Below are 17,070 nucleotides of genomic sequence, written 5' to 3'. Positions count from 1 at the left end.
AGAGGAAGCAATCTTGCTGTTCTTAAAGCTTGATCCCGACTTCCCCGATCTCCACTTCACTCATGAGCCCTCCTTTGTCGTCAGTCTTTTCCTGAACAAGAAACTGTTATCGATGTTACGGAGAAGATTTAGGGATCATTCAGCTCAAGATTTGAAAAATTTCCACACAGAAAATGCTGATGATTGATTTATTCAAACAAATGTAATATAGTCTTTAGAAGCTGCTGCACTAAGCGTTAATAATTTAATTGCGCTTGGATATAAAAAACAGCTAAAGTAGAAGTGTGAAAATTAATAAATTAAGAGTTCCAGTTGATGGCACAAAAACAAGGAAACCCCTTAACTGGTGAGGCTTTACTCCAAAAAGTTAAAGATTTGGGTAACCTCAGTAGGGAAGAAAAAGCCAAGGCTTGTGGTTACTACACCGAAACAAAAAACGGTGTCCAACGAGTCAATATGATGAAATTTCTTAATGCTCTAATGGATGCAGAGGGAATTCGGTTAGATAGTAATGGAAATGGGCGAGGACGCGGTGGGCGTTCAGCCAGTTATAAAATTAGTGTCCAATCCAATGGCAACTTATTAATTGGGGCTGCTTACACTAAAAAAATGGGCTTAAAACCTGGGGATGAATTTGAAATTACCTTGGGACGGAAACATATTCATCTTAAACAAGTGAGTGGGTTTAATGATGAAGACGACTCAGAAGATGAGGATAATTAATGATCATCTTTGCCGATTTCTCTCTTGTCAATTCCCCCCCATGACAAGCTATGATCGGACATAAAGTGGATTAAATTAATCCCTCAATCTCAAACTATTGCTGCAACGTTGGTGACTGCCAATATAGTTTTTTGATCTACAAGCAAGACCTATCAGGGAACCAACCCCTCTCGTGGCAGTAAACCGGGCTTGCACCCGGAAACTTAAAGCGAGACGTCGGTACCCACCTGTTTACAGGAGGTCATAAACTGAGGTAAAACGGCGTTGCGGTAACTCAGAAAAGCAACCCCTTAGTAAGAGGCTGAGGGGGCTTTTTGTTGGGCAAAAAAAGAAAACAAGGGGTAAATCCCCCTTGTTAAAATGAAGAATCATTGCCTTATCAACTGACGCCGAAACTTTAACTTTAACTTGCAGCAATATATTCTTGAATACCGGCTCGCCGCCTGCGCAGTTTAGCAAGTGCTTGATGTTCAAGTTGGCGTACTCGTTCCCGGCTCAAGTTTAATTTTTTCCCTACTTTGGCTAAGGATAGTTCATTGCCATCTTCTAAGCCAAAGCGTAAGGAAAGGACTTCTCGTTGCTGAGGTGTCAACTCCGAGAGCATGGAATCAATGTCTTGGCGCATTGACTCTTGTGTCAGATAAGTTTCAGGAGAGTTTTCGTCATCTTCGAGTAATTCTGACAGCTCAGTATCTTGATTGTCGCCAACTCGTACATCTAGAGAAATCGGCTGACGAGCAATACTCAGATACTCACGAATTTGCGAGGGTTCTAACCCTAACTCTTCTGCAATTTCAGTGGGAGTTGCATTCCGCCCCAGCTTTTGGGCGAGTTCCCGTTGGACTTTCTTGATTTTGTTGAGTTTTTCGGTAATATGAATCGGTAAGCGAATCGCACGGGCTTGTTGCGCGATCGCGCGGGTAATCGCTTGGCGAATCCACCAGTACGCATAGGTGGAGAACTTATAACCGCGGGTGGGGTCAAATTTTTCAACGCCCCGCTCTAGCCCTAAAGTTCCTTCTTGAATTAAATCCAAGAATTCCATGTTGCGCTTTTGGTATTTCTTTGCGATGGCGACGACCAAACGCAAGTTCGCCTCAATCATCTTCCGTTTGGCGCGATTGCCTTCTCGCATCGCTTTCTGTAGCTCGGCTTGGCTAATGCCAACTTTTTGCGTCCACTCTTCTTCGGTCGCTTCTCGCCCCAGCTCTTCTTCTAATTCTTCTTTTTGTTCGATCAGCTTCATCATCTTCTGCACTTGCTTGCCCAAGATGATCTCTTGTTCATGAGTGAGCAATGGGACACGACCAATCTCGTGGAGATAGGTTCGCACCATATCAGCAGAGAAGATTGGCTTATCGTTGTTTTGGTCTAATTTTGCAGTGGGCATCTGTAATTGTCAGTGACTCCGTTGATAAGCAGTTGTTTTCGGAAACTTGGATTGCTTTCACTGGGTTGGGAATTCATTCCTACCCTTAGCTTAGCTGCAACTAATCAAACATTGCATCCTGCTCTTGACAGATTATTGGCAATTTGTTTCGGGACTAATACTGAGCAGTCCTAAATTCAGATTGCCCGGTATAATTTTCCTTCCACTTGCTGCTTGATTATGAGAAGTAATTACCAGTTTACTTTAATAATGAACTATGTCCTCTGACGTTCTTCAAAGGAGGATAGTTTCCCTGACCTCATCATTCCCTAAATTCATCTTGAGTTGATCGTTAACTATTCACTTTTATCGCCGGAAGCACTAATTTACTCTAAACCTCTACTATAACACCTTAACTTTAAAAATCAAGTCTCTTGTACGAGTTTTAGAATAAAATTGAGAAACTAACCCAAGTCAGAAAAGTGGTCACAATCACCATAACAGGAACAATTAGCGCTGCTGAGGACTCCGAAAGATTAAGCAGTTGGGAACATCCGCCATAGAGCAAAAGAATCGTATGGGAAACCATAAAAATTGCAAGGATTAGGATAATTAGGGTTGGAATCAGGCTAAAAAAGGGACTGCAGAACGAAAAAGCAGCTAAAGGTAAAGTTGCACTACTTGCCAGAAATAAATTTCCTGTCCAATGGCGAGAAGACGGCTTGAAGGAATAAGTGATCCAGCTGATTAAAAACAAACTCAGCATAGGAATGAGCCCCAGGATTAAGGCTGGAAGCATCATCCCATCATTTTCTGGAAAGCGAGATAACAAGCCAACGACAAACCCCACTTCACTAAGGAGAATAAACCCACAAGAAACGAGGGCAACCCTTTTTGGTTCCAAGCTGCCGTAAGCTGATAAAACTCCGCCCACAGGATTTTTAAAAATTTGTAGTAAAGTAACTATGCTCGTTTGAATCGTCACTTGCATGAATCTGAGCGTATGACCCAAACTCTGTTGCAGTTGAACTGAAGATTGAGAAGAAGGCGGGTTCTTTTTTTGAGGGAACATCTGTGTGCCTAAACGCCACAAGTGCTCTAAAATTCGGTTACCCATTTTTATGGGAAACCAGTTGTACTGACTCAAGGCATTCATTCCGAGACGGTAGCCTTGTAGATTTCCTTGTTGTTTGCAAAGTTCTGCATATTCTCGCCAGTCAGCAATCGCTTGATTGCGATGGCGTAGTTCGTGGTTAGCAACACCGCGATAATAGTAAGAGGGAGCAAAGTTTTTATCTAATTGAATTGCGTGAGTATAGGCTTTGATTGCAGAATCAGCATAGCCAAGGCGTTGACGTGCCCTTCCTCGGTAGTAGTACGCGATCGCGTTGTCCGGTTGATATCTTAAAATCTGTTGGCAATCTTCTAAAGCTGCCCGTTCTTGTCCAATTGCAATATAAGCTTCACAGCGTTTCTGATAAGCTTCAACAAAGCGACCATTGAGCCGGATCGCCTCAGACAGGGCAACAATTGCGGCGCGATAATCCCTAACGAGAATCTTCTCCACTCCTCGCACATAATAGACTTGCGGGCTAGTTTGTTGCTGATTTCCAGATCCATTAGTACCACGACGACGATCATAACGACTCCGCCGCGCCGAATCACTCAATACTTCGTAGGCTTCTCGCAGCAAACGAAAACGTTCCGCTGCATTTTGATCATTGGGATGTAAATCGGGATGACAATCACGAGCCAGACGCCGGAAGGCACTTTTGATGTCTTCCAAAGTCGCATTTTCTGAGAGGTTGAGAATTCTATAGTAATCGTGATGTTCTTGCATCTATACTGGGAAACCAAGACTCGCTCTTGATTGTACCTCATTAAAATGTTTGAATAGCTCTCTATTCCTGTTTTGGCATTAAACTCATTTTTATCGTTGTGACGCAGCGATCGCTGCAACACCAATAACATTAATGCCTGCTTGCTGGAGGGTCATTTGAGCGATGTGCCCAGTAGTACCTGTTGTATAGATATCATCTAAGATGAGGACAGTTTGACCTGATTTCAGCCCTTTCCCAATGATGAAAGCTTGCGCTACGGTTTGTTCTCGTTCTTCTGGTGTCAGACCAAACAGAGCCTTTGTATTTTTAATCCGTTTTAAGCCTTGTGGTTTTAAGGGTAAACCAGTCACTGCACAAAAGGAACGCGCAATTAACTCAGCTTGGTTATACCCCCGTTGCTTTTGTTTTTCTGGATGCAGTGGAATTGGAACAACAATGGGCTTAAGAAAAGTAGAAGCAGGCGCAGAAACAGTTAACCAAGTTTTGCCAAGGTATGAGCCGAGAGGGCGAGCCAGTTGAGGATAGTTTTCGTACTTGAAAGCAGCGATCGCGCGTTTGAGTAATCCCCCATATTCTCCCCAAGCCACCACTGCAATCCCTCCCTTTCCTTCAAATTGCGGGGGAGATAATTGACACTGCTCGAGTTGACGCTGACAATTCTGGCAGAGTACCGTTTCTGCACTCCGGTTACACAAGGGACAATTAGGATGCAAGAACAAGGATAAAATATCCTGAGATATTTGATTCCAATTGGGCATTGTTCTAGGGATTAGAATTAAGCTTGGCGATTGCGTCGAACATCCAATAAACTGCGAGAAGCGCGATAACTACTGCGCACCCCATCGAGTAACAAATAAGGAATACGTAAATTTAGGGGAGCAAGAATAGGACGATAGAGCCAATAGTAAGCGGTTTTCAAATTATTCCACGCTGAACAAGATTCCAGTTTTAGAAAATCCGAGACATCGACAACATACCCTTTGCCATTCCACATCATGACATTTTTACCGTGAACATCATGGGGAAATAATCCTCGTTTTCGGGCGTAGTCTAGGGCAGCATCAATATCTTCGATCACTTGCTTCGGAATCTTTAATCCCCGATTGACGCTATCGTAAAGGGTCACGCCTTGCAGTCGTTTCAGGATTAAGCAATTATCTTCTGCGTAAAAGCATTGTGAATAAGCGGGATGCTTTCCTAAACGCTGATAAACTTCTCTTTCCTCCTCAAATCCTGGGCGATCCGGTGCGTAAATTTTTACGACGACCTCTGGATAAGCGGGATGAGAGAAAACGGCTGCGTAGTTTCCGGTTCCCACTTTTTCCCAAGGTTCGGGGAGATGATAAATCACAACTGGATTATGAGGATCAACGCTTTTGATCTGCAGTTGTGGGCGTAATTCCAGATTGGTTTTGTGGATTAATTCTTTTAGACACAGTTCGTCCATCATTCACCAACAATGATTGGGCAATTGTTCTTATATCTTAATACTTTGGGAGCATTATCTGAATCAACAAAGTCCTATTGTAAATCTCGTCTTTCTGCCATATAAAGTAAAAGCTAATCATAATCCTAATGAAAGCTTATCGTTTGGCTCTTGATTTTTAGTTAATTTTGCTGTGCACAAATTATGAAAATCCAAACCAGTCTCAGTTTACTCTGCATTTTTCTTGTGGTTGCTTGTGGAGAAGCAAACACCAATCAATCTCCTCATTTATCGACTCCCACTTCACTGAGTACCGCTAAAGGAGAAGCTTGGATGGTCAAACCAATTAACCAAGAATGGCAGACTGGAAATTGTGACAAGGAAGGTCAACCTTGCTTTGAAGTGATTGTTCATTATCCGCAATTCAAAGGTAATAATAATGCTATTACGACCCATATTAATCAAGTGATTAAACAACAGGTGATCAATTTACTCGGTGATTATCGATTTTCTGAAAATCCTAACCCTAAACTGCCAGATTTAGAGACGATTGTGCAAGAACTGTTTTTGGATTTTAACCAACAAATTGAACCTAATTCTGTCCTAGCGAATCATTGGATGATTGAAATTAACGGAAAACAAGCAAGCGCAACTCCAAGGACAATTACAATGAGCATATCCGAGTATTCTTATTTGGGTGGGGCTCATCCCAATTCCCGTCAGACTTATCTTAATTTCGATAAAAAGACTGGACAACTCATCCAAATCGAAGATTTTATTACCAATAAAGAATTACTTCTAAATCGTGCAGAACGACAATTTAGAGAAGCTTATAATTTGACCCCTACTCAAGATTTAAGTGCAGCAGGATTATTTGAAAATCAACTCGTATTACCGCAAAATTTTGCAATTACTCAAGAAGGATTATACTTATTTTATAATACTTATGAAATTGGCCCCTATGCCGCAGGGACTTATGAAGTCAACATTCCTTGGACAAGGTTAGAAGATATCTTAAAAGAAGACAGCCTTATTGATCCTGATTTCTCATGATAATTCAATGATATTTTTATTGTTCAATTTTCTGTGTTCTTCGACTGACTCAGGAACATTTTTGTACTTTTACGATTTGATTGATTGCTAAAACAGTGACTTAAACAGAGAAAAAAGTAAGGATAACTAAAAGTAGCGCGATCGCGTAAAAAACACCAACAACTTGGATTTCTGACCAACCACTGAGTTCAAAATGATGATGCAAAGGTGCCATTTTAAATAAACGTTTGCCTACCCCCTTTTCGTCTTTAGTCGCTTTATAATATCCGACTTGGGCGATGACAGAGAGCGATTCGGCAAAGAAAATTCCACTGATAATGAGTAAGGGAAATAATTGCTGCGTGCTGATGCCAACTGCAGCTAACCCTGCACCCAGGGCAAGAGAGCCCGTATCCCCCATAAACACTTTTGCCGGATTGCGGTTGTGAAAGACAAAACCGACACACGCCCCACTCATACAAGCACAAAATAGCGCCAGTGGCGGATCGGAAATGAGTAAAATGCTACCCAAGCCCAAAAACGCGATCGCGCAAGTGCCGCCCGCTAGACCATCCACACCATCGGTTAAGTTCGTCGCATTACTTTCCGCAGCGAAGACAAACACCGCTAAGGGCCAAAAGAGAAAACCCAGGGGCAGGAGAATACCAAAAGGCAAGGGAACCGTTGTCACTTCAGGGGGCGAAGTGATTCCTAACCAGAGACAAAACGCGATCGCAGCGAGAATTTGTAACCCTAATTTTGCGCGGGGGGAGATCCCTTTATTCGACTTTTTCACTAAAATTTGCCAATCATCCACTAAGCCAATTAGGGCATAACTCAGCGTCACCAATGAAACAGCGATCACCTCTGGCTGAAAACCTGACCAGAAAACCGCAATCAACAGCGCGATCGGAATAAAAAAGGCACCGCCCATGGTCGGGGTTCCTGCCTTTTTGAGATGGGTTTGGGGCCCATCCTCACGAATAAATTGTCCTGCTTTTAAGCGCTTTAAAATCGGGATGATTGCAGTGCCAACGCCAGCACTACCCAAAATAGAGACCAGCAAAGGCAGTGTGATGCCAGCCCCTAAGTTAATCCGATAATCTAAAGTTACACTAGCAGCAATGATTGTCATGATCAAAGCCACTAATAATCCTTTCCCAGAACCGGCGATTACGTCTCGCCATAACTTGGTTTGTACCACGTCTTCACACCCGCAACCGTTTTGTTTCAAGGATATCAGAGAATTGAGCGGTGATCATTGAACACTTATGGTTACTATCAAACAAGGCTTAAAAATAACCTGTTGTCTAGATCACAAAATATTTTCTAATTAATAAAGGCTTGCAAGCCCAACCAATAATCAATGATGAAGTGTCAATTTCAGTTATTTCAGCGTGATCCAAATCGAATGTTTCTAATTTTAGCGATTGGAGCCTTAATTACAATGACAGGGGGAGTGGTAACGCCGGTTTTGCCACAGGTGATTACCAATTTGGAATTTGATCGCGCTTTAGGCACTCATCTGGTGAGTGTTCATGCGTTAACAATCGCGTTATTTAGTCCGGTGTTGGGGTTTGTTGCAGATAAGGTTTCTCCGATTCGGGTGCTGGTTCCGGCTTTAGGGTTATACGGTATTTTTGGCATTATACCCGTTTTTGCCAGTAACTTTTGGTTATTACTTGCAAGTCGTGCTTTATTGGGCGCAACGACCGGTGGCATTGCTGCCGGTAGTCTTGGCCTGTTAGGAAAGTTATATGATCAAGAAACTCGGACCCAAGTGATTGCTTATGCGACAGCCGTTTTAACGGTGGGAGGAATTATTTTCCCTTTGGTTGGTGGGGGCTTAGGGTCTATTCATTGGCGCTATGCCTTTGGACTATACGCGATCGCGTTTCCGCTTGCTTTAATCGTTTATTGGGCCTTTCCAGAGACTCAATTGAGGGATCATCAGCCGGAAAAAAGGAGTGGTTTGTCCGCAGAATTAAAAAAGGTCTTACTAACTCCGGCAGTCATAGAATTACTTTTATTTGTCGCTTTAACCGCAGCCATCATGTATGCGGTGGTGATTTATGCCCCCTTATACCTCCAGGAAACTCTGGGGTTAGGGACAGTTTCTAATGGGATTTTACTGGCAACTCGGGCATTGGGAGCAACCTTTATTTCCGCATTTGGCTCGAAACAACTGGCACAGCGATGGTCATTTCGGAGCGCGATCGCGCTGGGCTTTGCTTTAATGGGAATTAGCCTTTTCAGTATTCCGCTCTTGAAACAGTTTCCCTTATTGTTGCTCTCAGCGATGATATTTGGGGTGGGGTTTGGGCTCGTGCTACCGAATCTTTACAGCGATTTATCGAATTTAGCGCCGAAAACTGTCCGCTCCAGTATTTTGGCGATCGCGATCGGCACCAGCTTCCTGGGACAATTTTTATCGCCGGTTCTCCTTAGCTCTATTTTGCAAATGACCGGATTAACTGGCGTGTTTAATACGGCTGCGGTTTTAGCTTGGGGATCAGGAATTTTTATCTTGCGACGTATGCCCCAGTAGGGGATGTTAGGATAACATTGAGATAGTAAGAAATTTCAGCATATCCCAAGGAATTTTAGAAAAATCTGGAGTTTAGACTCTCCAGAGGCTTCTTTAGATTTCAGGGTAGCATCTAGACAGCAAAGAGGATTGAAACGTGGTTGCAGTACCAGAAAAAACAGAACAAACGAGCCAAGCCAATATTAACAGCAGCGATCGCGTTGCCGTCTTATTAATGGGCTATGGTGAGGTGGAAAGTTATGACGACTTCGCCAATTACAATGAACAAGCCCTCAACTTACTCACAGCAAAGTTTGCTCCTGTTCCCACTTGGATGTATCCCCCCCTTGCGAAACTGCTGGCGATTTTTGATTTCCATGAATGGAGTCATCAACATGGCAATTTTATTTCCCCTCATAATAAAATTTTTGAAGCACAGCGGGAAGGCATTGAACAAGAGTTAAAGAAAACTTGGGGCGAACAAGTTTCTGTTTTTAAGGCGTTTAACTTCTGTAAGCCCTATCTCCCTAACCAAGTGTTAGCGCAAATTAAAGAACAGGGATATAACAAAATCTTGATCTATCCCTTACTCGTAGTTGACTCTATTTTTACCAGTGGCATTGCAGTAGAGCAAGTCAACGAAGCCCTGCGCGAACTCAATGCTGGAGAAGAACAATGGGTCACTGGAATGCGTTACATTCCCTCCTTCTATAACCAACCCGACTACATTGACTTGATGGCGCGGTTAGTGGAAGAAAAAATCCAAAGTGAACTTTCTGAGGCTTATCTTCCCTCTGAAATTGGCATTGTTTTAATGAATCATGGCTGTCCTCACAAAGCTAAAGGGTTTACCTCTGGCATTATGGAAAGTGAGGCTCTGTATGAAAGTGTACGGCAAAAATTAATCAATCAATACCCCTTGATCTCTGTGGGTTGGTTAAACCATGACACCCCCCTTATTGAATGGACACAGCCCAACGCTGATTTAGCTGCAAAAAACCTGATTGAACTGGGGGCAAAAGCGGTGGTCATGATGCCCATTGGCTTTGCCACGGAAAACCACGAAACCATCTTAGATGTGGACCACATTATTCACGATGTTAAGCGTCAATACAAAGATGTTCATTTCGTGCAAATGGCTTGTGTTAACGAGCATCCTGAGTTCTTAAAAATGGCAGCAAACTGGGCTGATGAGCAAATTGAAGCCTTACTGTCAGAAACGGCGGTGGTGGTTAATCCCCAACTAGCCAGTGAAAAAGCCACTCATTCTCACGATCATGATCATAATGGACATCATCACCATCACCATCATTAGACGCTAACTAAAATTCTCCCTGAGTGAAGGTGGAGAAGCCAGCAGCGTATACTTGTATCGCTGTCTGGAGCACGTCACAAAGAGAATATTTCGGAAAACTGTTACCCAATGTTTGACCCCCTAAATCCTTCTTGGGGGGAATTCTTTGGATTACTTTTAACGGAACTTCAGATAAGTTTCCCCCATGAAAAGGGCTGAAGCTCTTACTCGGTCAAGAGTTGTTTTTAGGGCAATCCAGTTGTTGGATTACGATCCCGGTAAAAACAAGAGTCCAATTCCTGAAAGTGCAATCAACACTCCTAAAATCGCGCGTACACTAATCGTTTCTTTGAGAAAAGCAGCAATAGGAAGGATAAAAAGGGGACTGGTTGAACTTAAGGTTTGAGCAATGCCAGTGGCGGCAAATTTGAGGGAAATTTGCTGTAGCCAAATTCCTAAGTAAGTGCTGGCAAAAGCGGTGATAAAAATAATCCCTACTAAACGCCATGACCATTGCAAAGAAGGGAGTTTGAGATGCTGGCGTCGGGAAAGCAGTAAAGGGATGAGCGCAAGGGTTCCTGCACTGAGGCGAATTAGTGTACTCCAGAGGGGATTGAGATCAAAATCAGTTAAGGCAGTCCGCGAGAGAACTGCCCCAATTGCTTGCGCGATCGCGCCCCCTAAGCCAAACCCAATGCCAATTTTGAAATTTGCTACGGAAAGGTCTTGGTTACTGGTGCGTTCACTAATGACTGTCGCCACGCCAAGTAAGGTTAAGACAATTCCAAGCCAAGCATAGAGAGAAAGGGTTTCTTGCAGAAAAATGAGGGCAATAATGGCAGCCAGAGGAGGGGCAAGGGTTTCAAAGAGTAAGGCCCGCCTGGCGCCAAGATACTTCAAACTGGAAAAAAAGACGGTATCGCCAAACCCAATGCCAATGATACCACTGGTGATTAAGAAAAGCACCGGAGTGAGGGGAAGGGTAGGAAAGATATTTTGGGTCGCGATCGCGGTGAAGGCAAGAAGCAACAGCGCGATCGCGCCCTTTAAAAAATTCAGCAATAAAGGAGAAATCTGCTGTCCAAGACGGCTATAAACCACCGACGCACTGGCCCATAAAAAAGCAGCCAATAACGCAGCGAATTCCCCTTTCAACTCCAACATAAACTAGCTAAAGCACCGTGTGGGTATGAGAGTGTTGTTTCACATTGTCCTCAGTGCGCACCATCCGTTCTGCATTGAGAACGCGCTTTCGTCTCGTGGAATGGTTGAGATCGCTTTTGAGGGTTCCTAACGGAAAAGAGGATTGGAGATGCTCATGATATTTATAGGTTCGTACGGCTGCAATCACCCGTTCTGTAAAATCGGTTCCAAAGTCAGCATCTTGGGGGAAGTCGTCAGGCTTAATCAGATGTTCTCCGTCAAACACCTCTTTCACGGGTTTGGCAGCCACCATCTGATACGATGTTTCCGCCCCACCTAAAACCGACTCTAAACTCGAAGAAGGAACCGGTTCAATCACATTCACTTGCTTGGTTTCTCCTTCTTCTCGAATAAAGCAAGTGGCAACCCCAAACACACAATAATCATCGGCGGAAATTTCTGGGGCATTACTAAAGAGAAGGGTGTCTGTGGTCATAATTTAAATTTTGGCAATCGAATTACAGTTTCTGCTTTTGGGATGATCTTGACAGACTTTCTCTCTGATATCCTGCTTAGGCAAATATTTGTTGCAATTGGGACGGTTGAGGTAACGTTTTATGAAAATTGGTTTACTAGGGACAGGGTTGATGGGACAAGCGATGGCGCCAACCCTTCTGGCGGCAGACTATTCGGTCATGGCGTACAATCGCACGCCGGAAAAGCTAGCACCCCTCAAAGAGAAAGGAATTGCCATTGCCGAGTCACCTGCAAGTTTAGTCGCTAACTGCCATTGTATTATTTTAATGTTGACGGATGCTACTGCAATTAAAGAAGTCGTACTGACCAGCGAGACAACCCAGCACCTATCCGGGAAGACCTTAATCCAAATGGGGACAATTGCACCGAAAGAAAGTCAACAACTGCACTCTGAGATTAGTCGTTATGGCGGAGATTATCTCGAAGCCCCGGTTCTAGGGAGTGTTCCTCAAGCTGAGTCAGGAACGTTACAGGTAATGGTGGGCGGAACGCAAGAACAGTTTGACCAGTGGCATTCGGTTTTATCGGCTTTAGGGAAACCCTTTTTAGTGGGCAGTGTCGGCAAAGCAGCGACACTCAAACTCGCTCTCAATCAGCTCATTGTCTCGTTAACGGGCGCGTTTTCCCTCAGCTTATCCTTTGTGCAGCAAGAAGGGTTAGCGGTGGAAACGTTTATGTCGGTTTTACGAGAAAGTGCGTTGTATGCTCCCACCTTTGATAAGAAACTGAAACGGATGGTCAGCCATAACTATAGTAATCCTAACTTTCCTACGAAACATCTCCTCAAGGATACCCGCTTGTTCTTAGAAGCCGCGAAAACAGAAGGGTTAACGGTTTCTTCATTACAAGGAATGGAAACAATTTTAGAAGCAGCATTAGAATTAGGGTTAGGAGATGAAGATTATTCTGCTTTGTATGAAGTCATTCAGTCGCAGAAGCACTAAAAGTGAGTAACGAATGAAAATAATGAGACTCAATGCGAGTTAACGTCAATGACTTTTATGATTTAGACAAGATTAGTCTCTCTCAGCGCCAGGCGGTGGGAGAGAAAGTAATCGCTTTGAGTCAGCTATCTCAAGCTGGATATCAGGTTCCATCTGGAGTTGTCGTTGGCAAGGAGACATTAAGTTCTCTGTTTAGTGCAGAAGATACTTTTGCTTCTTTAGTCGAACTCACCCTCGATCTCAATGATTATGAAACCTTACAACAAACGGCACAAACCCTTTGCCAAGTCATTAATGATGCTGAGTTAGATCCCGATTGGTGTGAAGAACTCTACCAAAAACTTGCTGCTTGGGAAGCGACCACACTGATTTTCCGTCCTTCTCTGGTGTTGCCATCGCTGCACCCTTCGGTTTCAGGTTTATTAACGTCTCACTGTGGTTTATGCGAGAGAAAGGAAATCGAGTTGGGATTAAAACGGGTGTGGCGCTCATTATTCTGCGCCCGTAATTTATTTTATTGGCAACAGCAAGGGATGGCTTGGGAAGAGTTAGGGTTAGCGGTTTTGATTCAACCGATTCAAAACGCGATCGCGTCAGGAATTTTAGAAGTAACCGATCAGCAATGGCACCTGCAAGCAGTCAGAGGTTTAGGACACAGTTTAATCCGCGGCGAAGTCTTACCTGAAACCTATGAAATTAATCCCACTACCGAACAAGTTACGCTCCATCAACTCGGTTATCAAACCCGTATTTATCAACTTAATCCTTTGCTGGAAGTTAGCATTGTGAAGAAAGAGGCTGAAAAAGCGATTTTAACTTCAGAACAGTTATCGCAGTTAATTAATCTTGCTCTCACCTTACAAGAAACCAATCAGCAAACCTTTCGTTGTGAATGGACTTTTTTGCCAGAATTTCACGCCAAAAACAGGCAAGACAATGGTTCTCAGTTATACTTAACTCAATTTTCGACTGAGGTTACTATGTCGGCACAAGCAGATTCTCCTGTCCTGGTTAAAGGAACAGGAGCAGCAACAGGGAAAGTAACGGGAAAAGTTTATGTGGTCGGAAAAGACGATGATCAAGACTTTCCTGCTCAGGGCATTTTAGTGATCAAAAGTGTTACCACGGAAAACTTACCTCTGATTAAGCGCGCTGGCGGATTGATTACAGAACAAGGCGGAATGACGTCTCATGGTTCGATTCTGGCTAGAGAGTTGAAGATTCCTGCTGTTGTCGGGGCTAAGGGAGCAATTGCAGCGATAGCAGGAGAAGAAACCGTAACGGTGGATGGAGATAAAGGAGAAGTATTACGCCCCTCTGAGCAGGAAGAAGAAGCAGTTGCGACAAGTGCTGTTGCAGAACCAACAAAGACGGAAAGAACGGTTTTAGCAACCCAGTTAATGGTCAATGTTTCTCAGCGCGATCGCGCGACGGAATTAGCTCAGTTACCGGTCGAGGGAGTGGGCTTAGTTCGGTCTGAATTAATGTTATTAGAGTTATTGGAAGAAAAGTCCCTCTCCACTTGGTTATCTTCCCCTTACCGTGAACAATTTATCGAGCAATTAGCAGGTTTGATTGGTCATTTGGCAGAAGCCTTCTTTCCTCGTCCGGTTTTCTATCGCTCGACCGATTGGCTGAGTTTGCAATCCGAACAGACCCCTCTTTTAGGAGAACGGGGAACTTATAGCTATTACAAAAATCCCGAATTTTTCTCAGCCCAAATGTTTGCCCTCCAACACTTACAGCGCCAAGGCTATCACAATATTAATTTAATTCTACCCTTTGTTCGCAGTGTTGAGGAAGTCCAATTTTGCAAAAATTTACTAACAGAAATAGGGATTGAAAACAGCTGTCAGCTATGGATGATGGCAGAAGTCCCTTCTGTGGTGTACTTGTTAAGCGACTATATCAAAGCCGGAATCGAAGGCATTGCCATTGGCACTAACGATCTAACCCAATTATTATTAGGCGTTGATCGAGAACAAGGGGAGTTTCGAGAGCACTATAATGAATGTCATCCCGCTTTACTGGCTGCTTTAAAGAGCTTAATTGAAACGGCAAGGGCAAATGGTATTTCCTGTTCGGTTTGTGGTCAAGGGGTGGTTTTATATCCCGAGTTAGTAGCCGATTTAGTCCGCTGGGGAATTACTGGCATTTCTGTGGAAGAATCAGCGATTGAGACCGTTTATCGCGCGATCGCGCGCTCAGAAAAACAACTCTTACTTGCAGCAGCCCGACAGCAATTAAAAAATGACTAATAACTATTGTCAGGACTAGCCAAGGGAACTTCCTCCACCTCAGCTAAACGCTCTAAAGCAAGGCGAGAGGAGGAGTTGCCTCCTGATAACCGTTTAAGCAATTTGGGGCGAGGATCATGCAGGATATAAAAAATCGCTTCTCCCGGTTGCCATTCTTGATCCGCTTTCACGACTTGTAAAGCATTACCGCGCTTAATCAATAGGGGTAATAATTCTCCTGCTCGGATTAAGGCTTGCAAATGGGCTTGTTGGAAAGAAAAGCCTTCTTCTCGCAACACCGTATGACCAAGCTTAATCTTACCTTCTTCCACATATTGATTCCAAATTTTGATCGGAATTTCGGACATAAAGGCTTGGTTGACTTTTGTTTTATTCGCAGGCGTCCGCGCTTGAGAATTTTTGGGAAATACTGCAAACACCCTAGGGGGTTGAAACTCCTCTAGAGCTCTTTGTGCTAAAACTAAATTAACTTCTCCATTATTCGTTGTTGCCAAGAAAGTTCCTAGAGACTCAATTCCTGCTTCTTCTAAGACCGTTTCATCTAAACCGCTACTTTGAATTACCGGCAAATTAGCCGCTTCTGCCAGTTCACACGCTTCAGAATCGGTATCAATCATCACCACTGATTCTCCCTCTTGTTGAAAGAGTTCTCCCACCAGACGACCTAAGGGGCTACAACCAATGATTAGGGCTCCTTTTGCTCCCTCAGACGTGAGATTTAGCCAGCGGGCAACCCAACGCGCACTGAGCCCTTGAATCACCACTGTCATCATAATGGTTAAAAAGACAATTGCTTTCAGGGAATCACCACCGGTAATTCCCCGTTGTGTCAGTAAAATCGCAAACAGAGAGGCGACTGAAGCAGAAACAATGCCTTTGGGACCCACCCAACTGACAAAGAGTTTTTGTTGCCAATTGAGGCTACTCCCTAGGGTACACACCCAAACACTGAGCGGGCGCACGATGAACATTAAACATAAAACCGTGAGCACGCTGCCCCAACCTAAGGCTAAAATACTGGCGAGGGAGAGGTCTGCTGCCAGGAGGATAAATAAGACGGAGACCCCCAGCATGGTTAACTGTCCTTTGAAGCGTCTCAGCATCCGTTCTTCGGGAACCGAGAGCGCGCGGACGACCATCCCGGCTAAAACCACTGCCATTAACCCAGACTCACTGCGAATCATTTGGGAAATTCCAAATAAGCCCCAAACACCGGCCAAAACAACCAGATTTTTCAAGTCTTCCGAGAGGAAATCGAGCCGTTTCTTTAAAAGCAACCCCATGGCAGCGCCGCCGGCTAAACCAATGGCAATACCAATGCCACCGCGCAAGAGCAGCCCATTTAAAACTTCCATGACCCCAGCGTCACTATTGAGAATGGTATCGAGGACAACGACCGCCAGAATTGCCCCAACCGGATCAATTAAAACCCCTTCTCCTTCTAAGAGGGTTGCGACTTGTCGATCCACTGCCACTTGTCTAAGTAGGGGGCCAATTACAGTGGGACCGGTTACGACAACTAAAGAAGCATAGAGAAATGCCAATTGCCAGGGAAATTCTCCTAGCCAGTGGGCTGCCATACTCCCGCCAAACAGGGTAATTCCAGTCCCAATGGTTACCAGGTTCCGCAAGCTACTAGATACCCGCCCCAAATCTCTTAATTCGAGGTTGAGTCCTCCCTCAAACAGAATAATCGCCACTAAGAGGGCAACAATCACTTCTAAACCCACCCCTAATTCACTAGGATAGAGGAGATTCAGTCCATCTGAACCTAAAGCAATGCCAAACAGTAAGAGAAAAACAATACCTGGAACTTTCAAGGTTTCTCCAAGGACTTGAGCAGTAATTCCTGCACAAACAGCGATTACAATTTGTAAGGTAATGGTAAATGATTCATCCATAAGATCTTTTGGGGAGAAGAAGGGTTAAATACTGATGACGCATCCTTATGATGAGGTTCCAAAATAGCAGCAGAT

General features: G+C 44.0%; 14 protein-coding genes and 1 other RNA gene. 7 read left to right on the top strand and 8 right to left on the bottom strand.

All coding sequences use genetic code 11. From position 1 onward, the window contains the following. Window positions 1-315: 315 nt before the first annotated feature. Together GVY04_16430 and ssrS are read left to right on the top strand one after the other, a co-directional pair. Window positions 316-723 carry an AbrB family transcriptional regulator gene (locus GVY04_16430; protein NBD17656.1) on the top strand — a complete coding sequence of 136 codons (408 nt, stop codon included), beginning with the start codon at window positions 316-318 and terminating at the stop codon, window positions 721-723. Window positions 724-817: 94 nt separating this feature from the next. Then, window positions 818-1,000, top strand: a non-coding RNA gene (gene ssrS, locus GVY04_16425) — 6S RNA. 126 nt (window positions 1,001-1,126) lie between these two features. Here ssrS and GVY04_16420 read toward each other — a convergent pair. The 4 genes from GVY04_16420 to GVY04_16405 form a co-directional block, all read right to left on the bottom strand. After that, the gene (locus tag GVY04_16420) at window positions 1,127-2,113 is read right to left on the bottom strand and encodes an RNA polymerase sigma factor, RpoD/SigA family (protein ID NBD17655.1); all 987 of its coding nucleotides are present in this window, start codon (window positions 2,111-2,113) and stop codon (window positions 1,127-1,129) included. Between the two features lie 424 nt (window positions 2,114-2,537). Next, window positions 2,538-3,932 (bottom strand): DnaJ domain-containing protein, encoded by a 1,395-nt coding sequence (locus tag GVY04_16415; GenBank protein NBD17654.1) that lies wholly within the window; start codon window positions 3,930-3,932, stop codon window positions 2,538-2,540. Window positions 3,933-4,022: 90 nt separating this feature from the next. Beyond that, the gene (locus tag GVY04_16410) at window positions 4,023-4,691 is read right to left on the bottom strand and encodes a ComF family protein (protein ID NBD17653.1); all 669 of its coding nucleotides are present in this window, start codon (window positions 4,689-4,691) and stop codon (window positions 4,023-4,025) included. A gap of 17 nt (window positions 4,692-4,708) precedes the next feature. Then, window positions 4,709-5,380, bottom strand: a complete 672-nt coding sequence (locus GVY04_16405) for a serine/threonine protein kinase (GenBank protein NBD17652.1) — start codon at window positions 5,378-5,380, stop codon at window positions 4,709-4,711. A 183-nt stretch (window positions 5,381-5,563) separates the two neighbouring features. Between GVY04_16405 and GVY04_16400 the strand changes: the two genes are divergently transcribed. Further along, window positions 5,564-6,412: a DUF4163 domain-containing protein gene (locus tag GVY04_16400; protein NBD17651.1), complete on the top strand. Its 849-nt coding sequence runs from the start codon at window positions 5,564-5,566 to the stop codon at window positions 6,410-6,412. Between the two features lie 100 nt (window positions 6,413-6,512). Here GVY04_16400 and GVY04_16395 read toward each other — a convergent pair whose 3' ends face one another. Beyond that, window positions 6,513-7,595: a phospho-N-acetylmuramoyl-pentapeptide-transferase gene (locus GVY04_16395; protein ID NBD17650.1), complete on the bottom strand. Its 1,083-nt coding sequence runs from the start codon at window positions 7,593-7,595 to the stop codon at window positions 6,513-6,515. 165 nt (window positions 7,596-7,760) lie between these two features. Here GVY04_16395 and GVY04_16390 point away from each other — a divergent pair, with 165 nt between their 5' ends. Beyond that, window positions 7,761-8,939, top strand: coding sequence for an MFS transporter (locus GVY04_16390; GenBank protein ID NBD17649.1), 1,179 nt, complete (start codon window positions 7,761-7,763; stop codon window positions 8,937-8,939). 136 nt (window positions 8,940-9,075) lie between these two features. Next, entirely contained in the window at window positions 9,076-10,233 is a 1,158-nt protein-coding gene (locus GVY04_16385; GenBank protein ID NBD17648.1) for a ferrochelatase, read from the top strand. A gap of 246 nt (window positions 10,234-10,479) precedes the next feature. Here GVY04_16385 and GVY04_16380 read toward each other — a convergent pair whose 3' ends face one another. Further along, window positions 10,480-11,376 (bottom strand): EamA family transporter, encoded by an 897-nt coding sequence (locus GVY04_16380; protein NBD17647.1) that lies wholly within the window; start codon window positions 11,374-11,376, stop codon window positions 10,480-10,482. Between the two features lie 7 nt (window positions 11,377-11,383). Further along, window positions 11,384-11,851: a hypothetical protein gene (locus GVY04_16375; protein ID NBD17646.1), complete on the bottom strand. Its 468-nt coding sequence runs from the start codon at window positions 11,849-11,851 to the stop codon at window positions 11,384-11,386. Window positions 11,852-11,972: 121 nt separating this feature from the next. Between GVY04_16375 and GVY04_16370 the strand changes: the two genes are divergently transcribed. Then, window positions 11,973-12,836, top strand: coding sequence for an NAD-binding protein (locus tag GVY04_16370; GenBank protein NBD17645.1), 864 nt, complete (start codon window positions 11,973-11,975; stop codon window positions 12,834-12,836). 32 nt (window positions 12,837-12,868) lie between these two features. Continuing rightward, entirely contained in the window at window positions 12,869-15,094 is a 2,226-nt protein-coding gene (locus GVY04_16365) for a pyruvate kinase (GenBank protein ID NBD17644.1), read from the top strand. Here GVY04_16365 and GVY04_16360 read toward each other — a convergent pair. Further along, window positions 15,091-16,995: a sodium:proton antiporter gene (locus tag GVY04_16360; GenBank protein NBD17643.1), complete on the bottom strand. Its 1,905-nt coding sequence runs from the start codon at window positions 16,993-16,995 to the stop codon at window positions 15,091-15,093. The two genes, GVY04_16365 and GVY04_16360, sit on opposite strands and share 4 nt — an antisense overlap. Window positions 16,996-17,070 lie beyond the last annotated feature (75 nt).

The organism is Cyanobacteria bacterium GSL.Bin1 (genome assembly GCA_009909085.1).
GTDB lineage: Bacteria > Cyanobacteriota > Cyanobacteriia > Cyanobacteriales > Rubidibacteraceae > Halothece.
The sequence above is the reverse complement of the archived record's forward strand: the minus strand, read 5'-3'. Positions and strand labels throughout refer to the sequence as shown.

Coding starts and splice junctions, on each gene's coding strand:
- GVY04_16360 (NBD17643.1), bottom strand. CDS start 16,995: ATGGATGAATCATTTACCATTACCTTACAAATTGTAATCGCTGTTTGT.
- GVY04_16390 (NBD17649.1), top strand. CDS start 7,761: ATGAAGTGTCAATTTCAGTTATTTCAGCGTGATCCAAATCGAATGTTT.
- GVY04_16405 (NBD17652.1), bottom strand. CDS start 5,380: ATGGACGAACTGTGTCTAAAAGAATTAATCCACAAAACCAATCTGGAA.
- GVY04_16430 (NBD17656.1), top strand. CDS start 316: ATGGCACAAAAACAAGGAAACCCCTTAACTGGTGAGGCTTTACTCCAA.
- GVY04_16380 (NBD17647.1), bottom strand. CDS start 11,376: ATGTTGGAGTTGAAAGGGGAATTCGCTGCGTTATTGGCTGCTTTTTTA.
- GVY04_16370 (NBD17645.1), top strand. CDS start 11,973: ATGAAAATTGGTTTACTAGGGACAGGGTTGATGGGACAAGCGATGGCG.
- GVY04_16365 (NBD17644.1), top strand. CDS start 12,869: ATGCGAGTTAACGTCAATGACTTTTATGATTTAGACAAGATTAGTCTC.
- GVY04_16410 (NBD17653.1), bottom strand. CDS start 4,691: ATGCCCAATTGGAATCAAATATCTCAGGATATTTTATCCTTGTTCTTG.
- GVY04_16400 (NBD17651.1), top strand. CDS start 5,564: ATGAAAATCCAAACCAGTCTCAGTTTACTCTGCATTTTTCTTGTGGTT.
- GVY04_16415 (NBD17654.1), bottom strand. CDS start 3,932: ATGCAAGAACATCACGATTACTATAGAATTCTCAACCTCTCAGAAAAT.
- GVY04_16375 (NBD17646.1), bottom strand. CDS start 11,851: ATGACCACAGACACCCTTCTCTTTAGTAATGCCCCAGAAATTTCCGCC.
- GVY04_16420 (NBD17655.1), bottom strand. CDS start 2,113: ATGCCCACTGCAAAATTAGACCAAAACAACGATAAGCCAATCTTCTCT.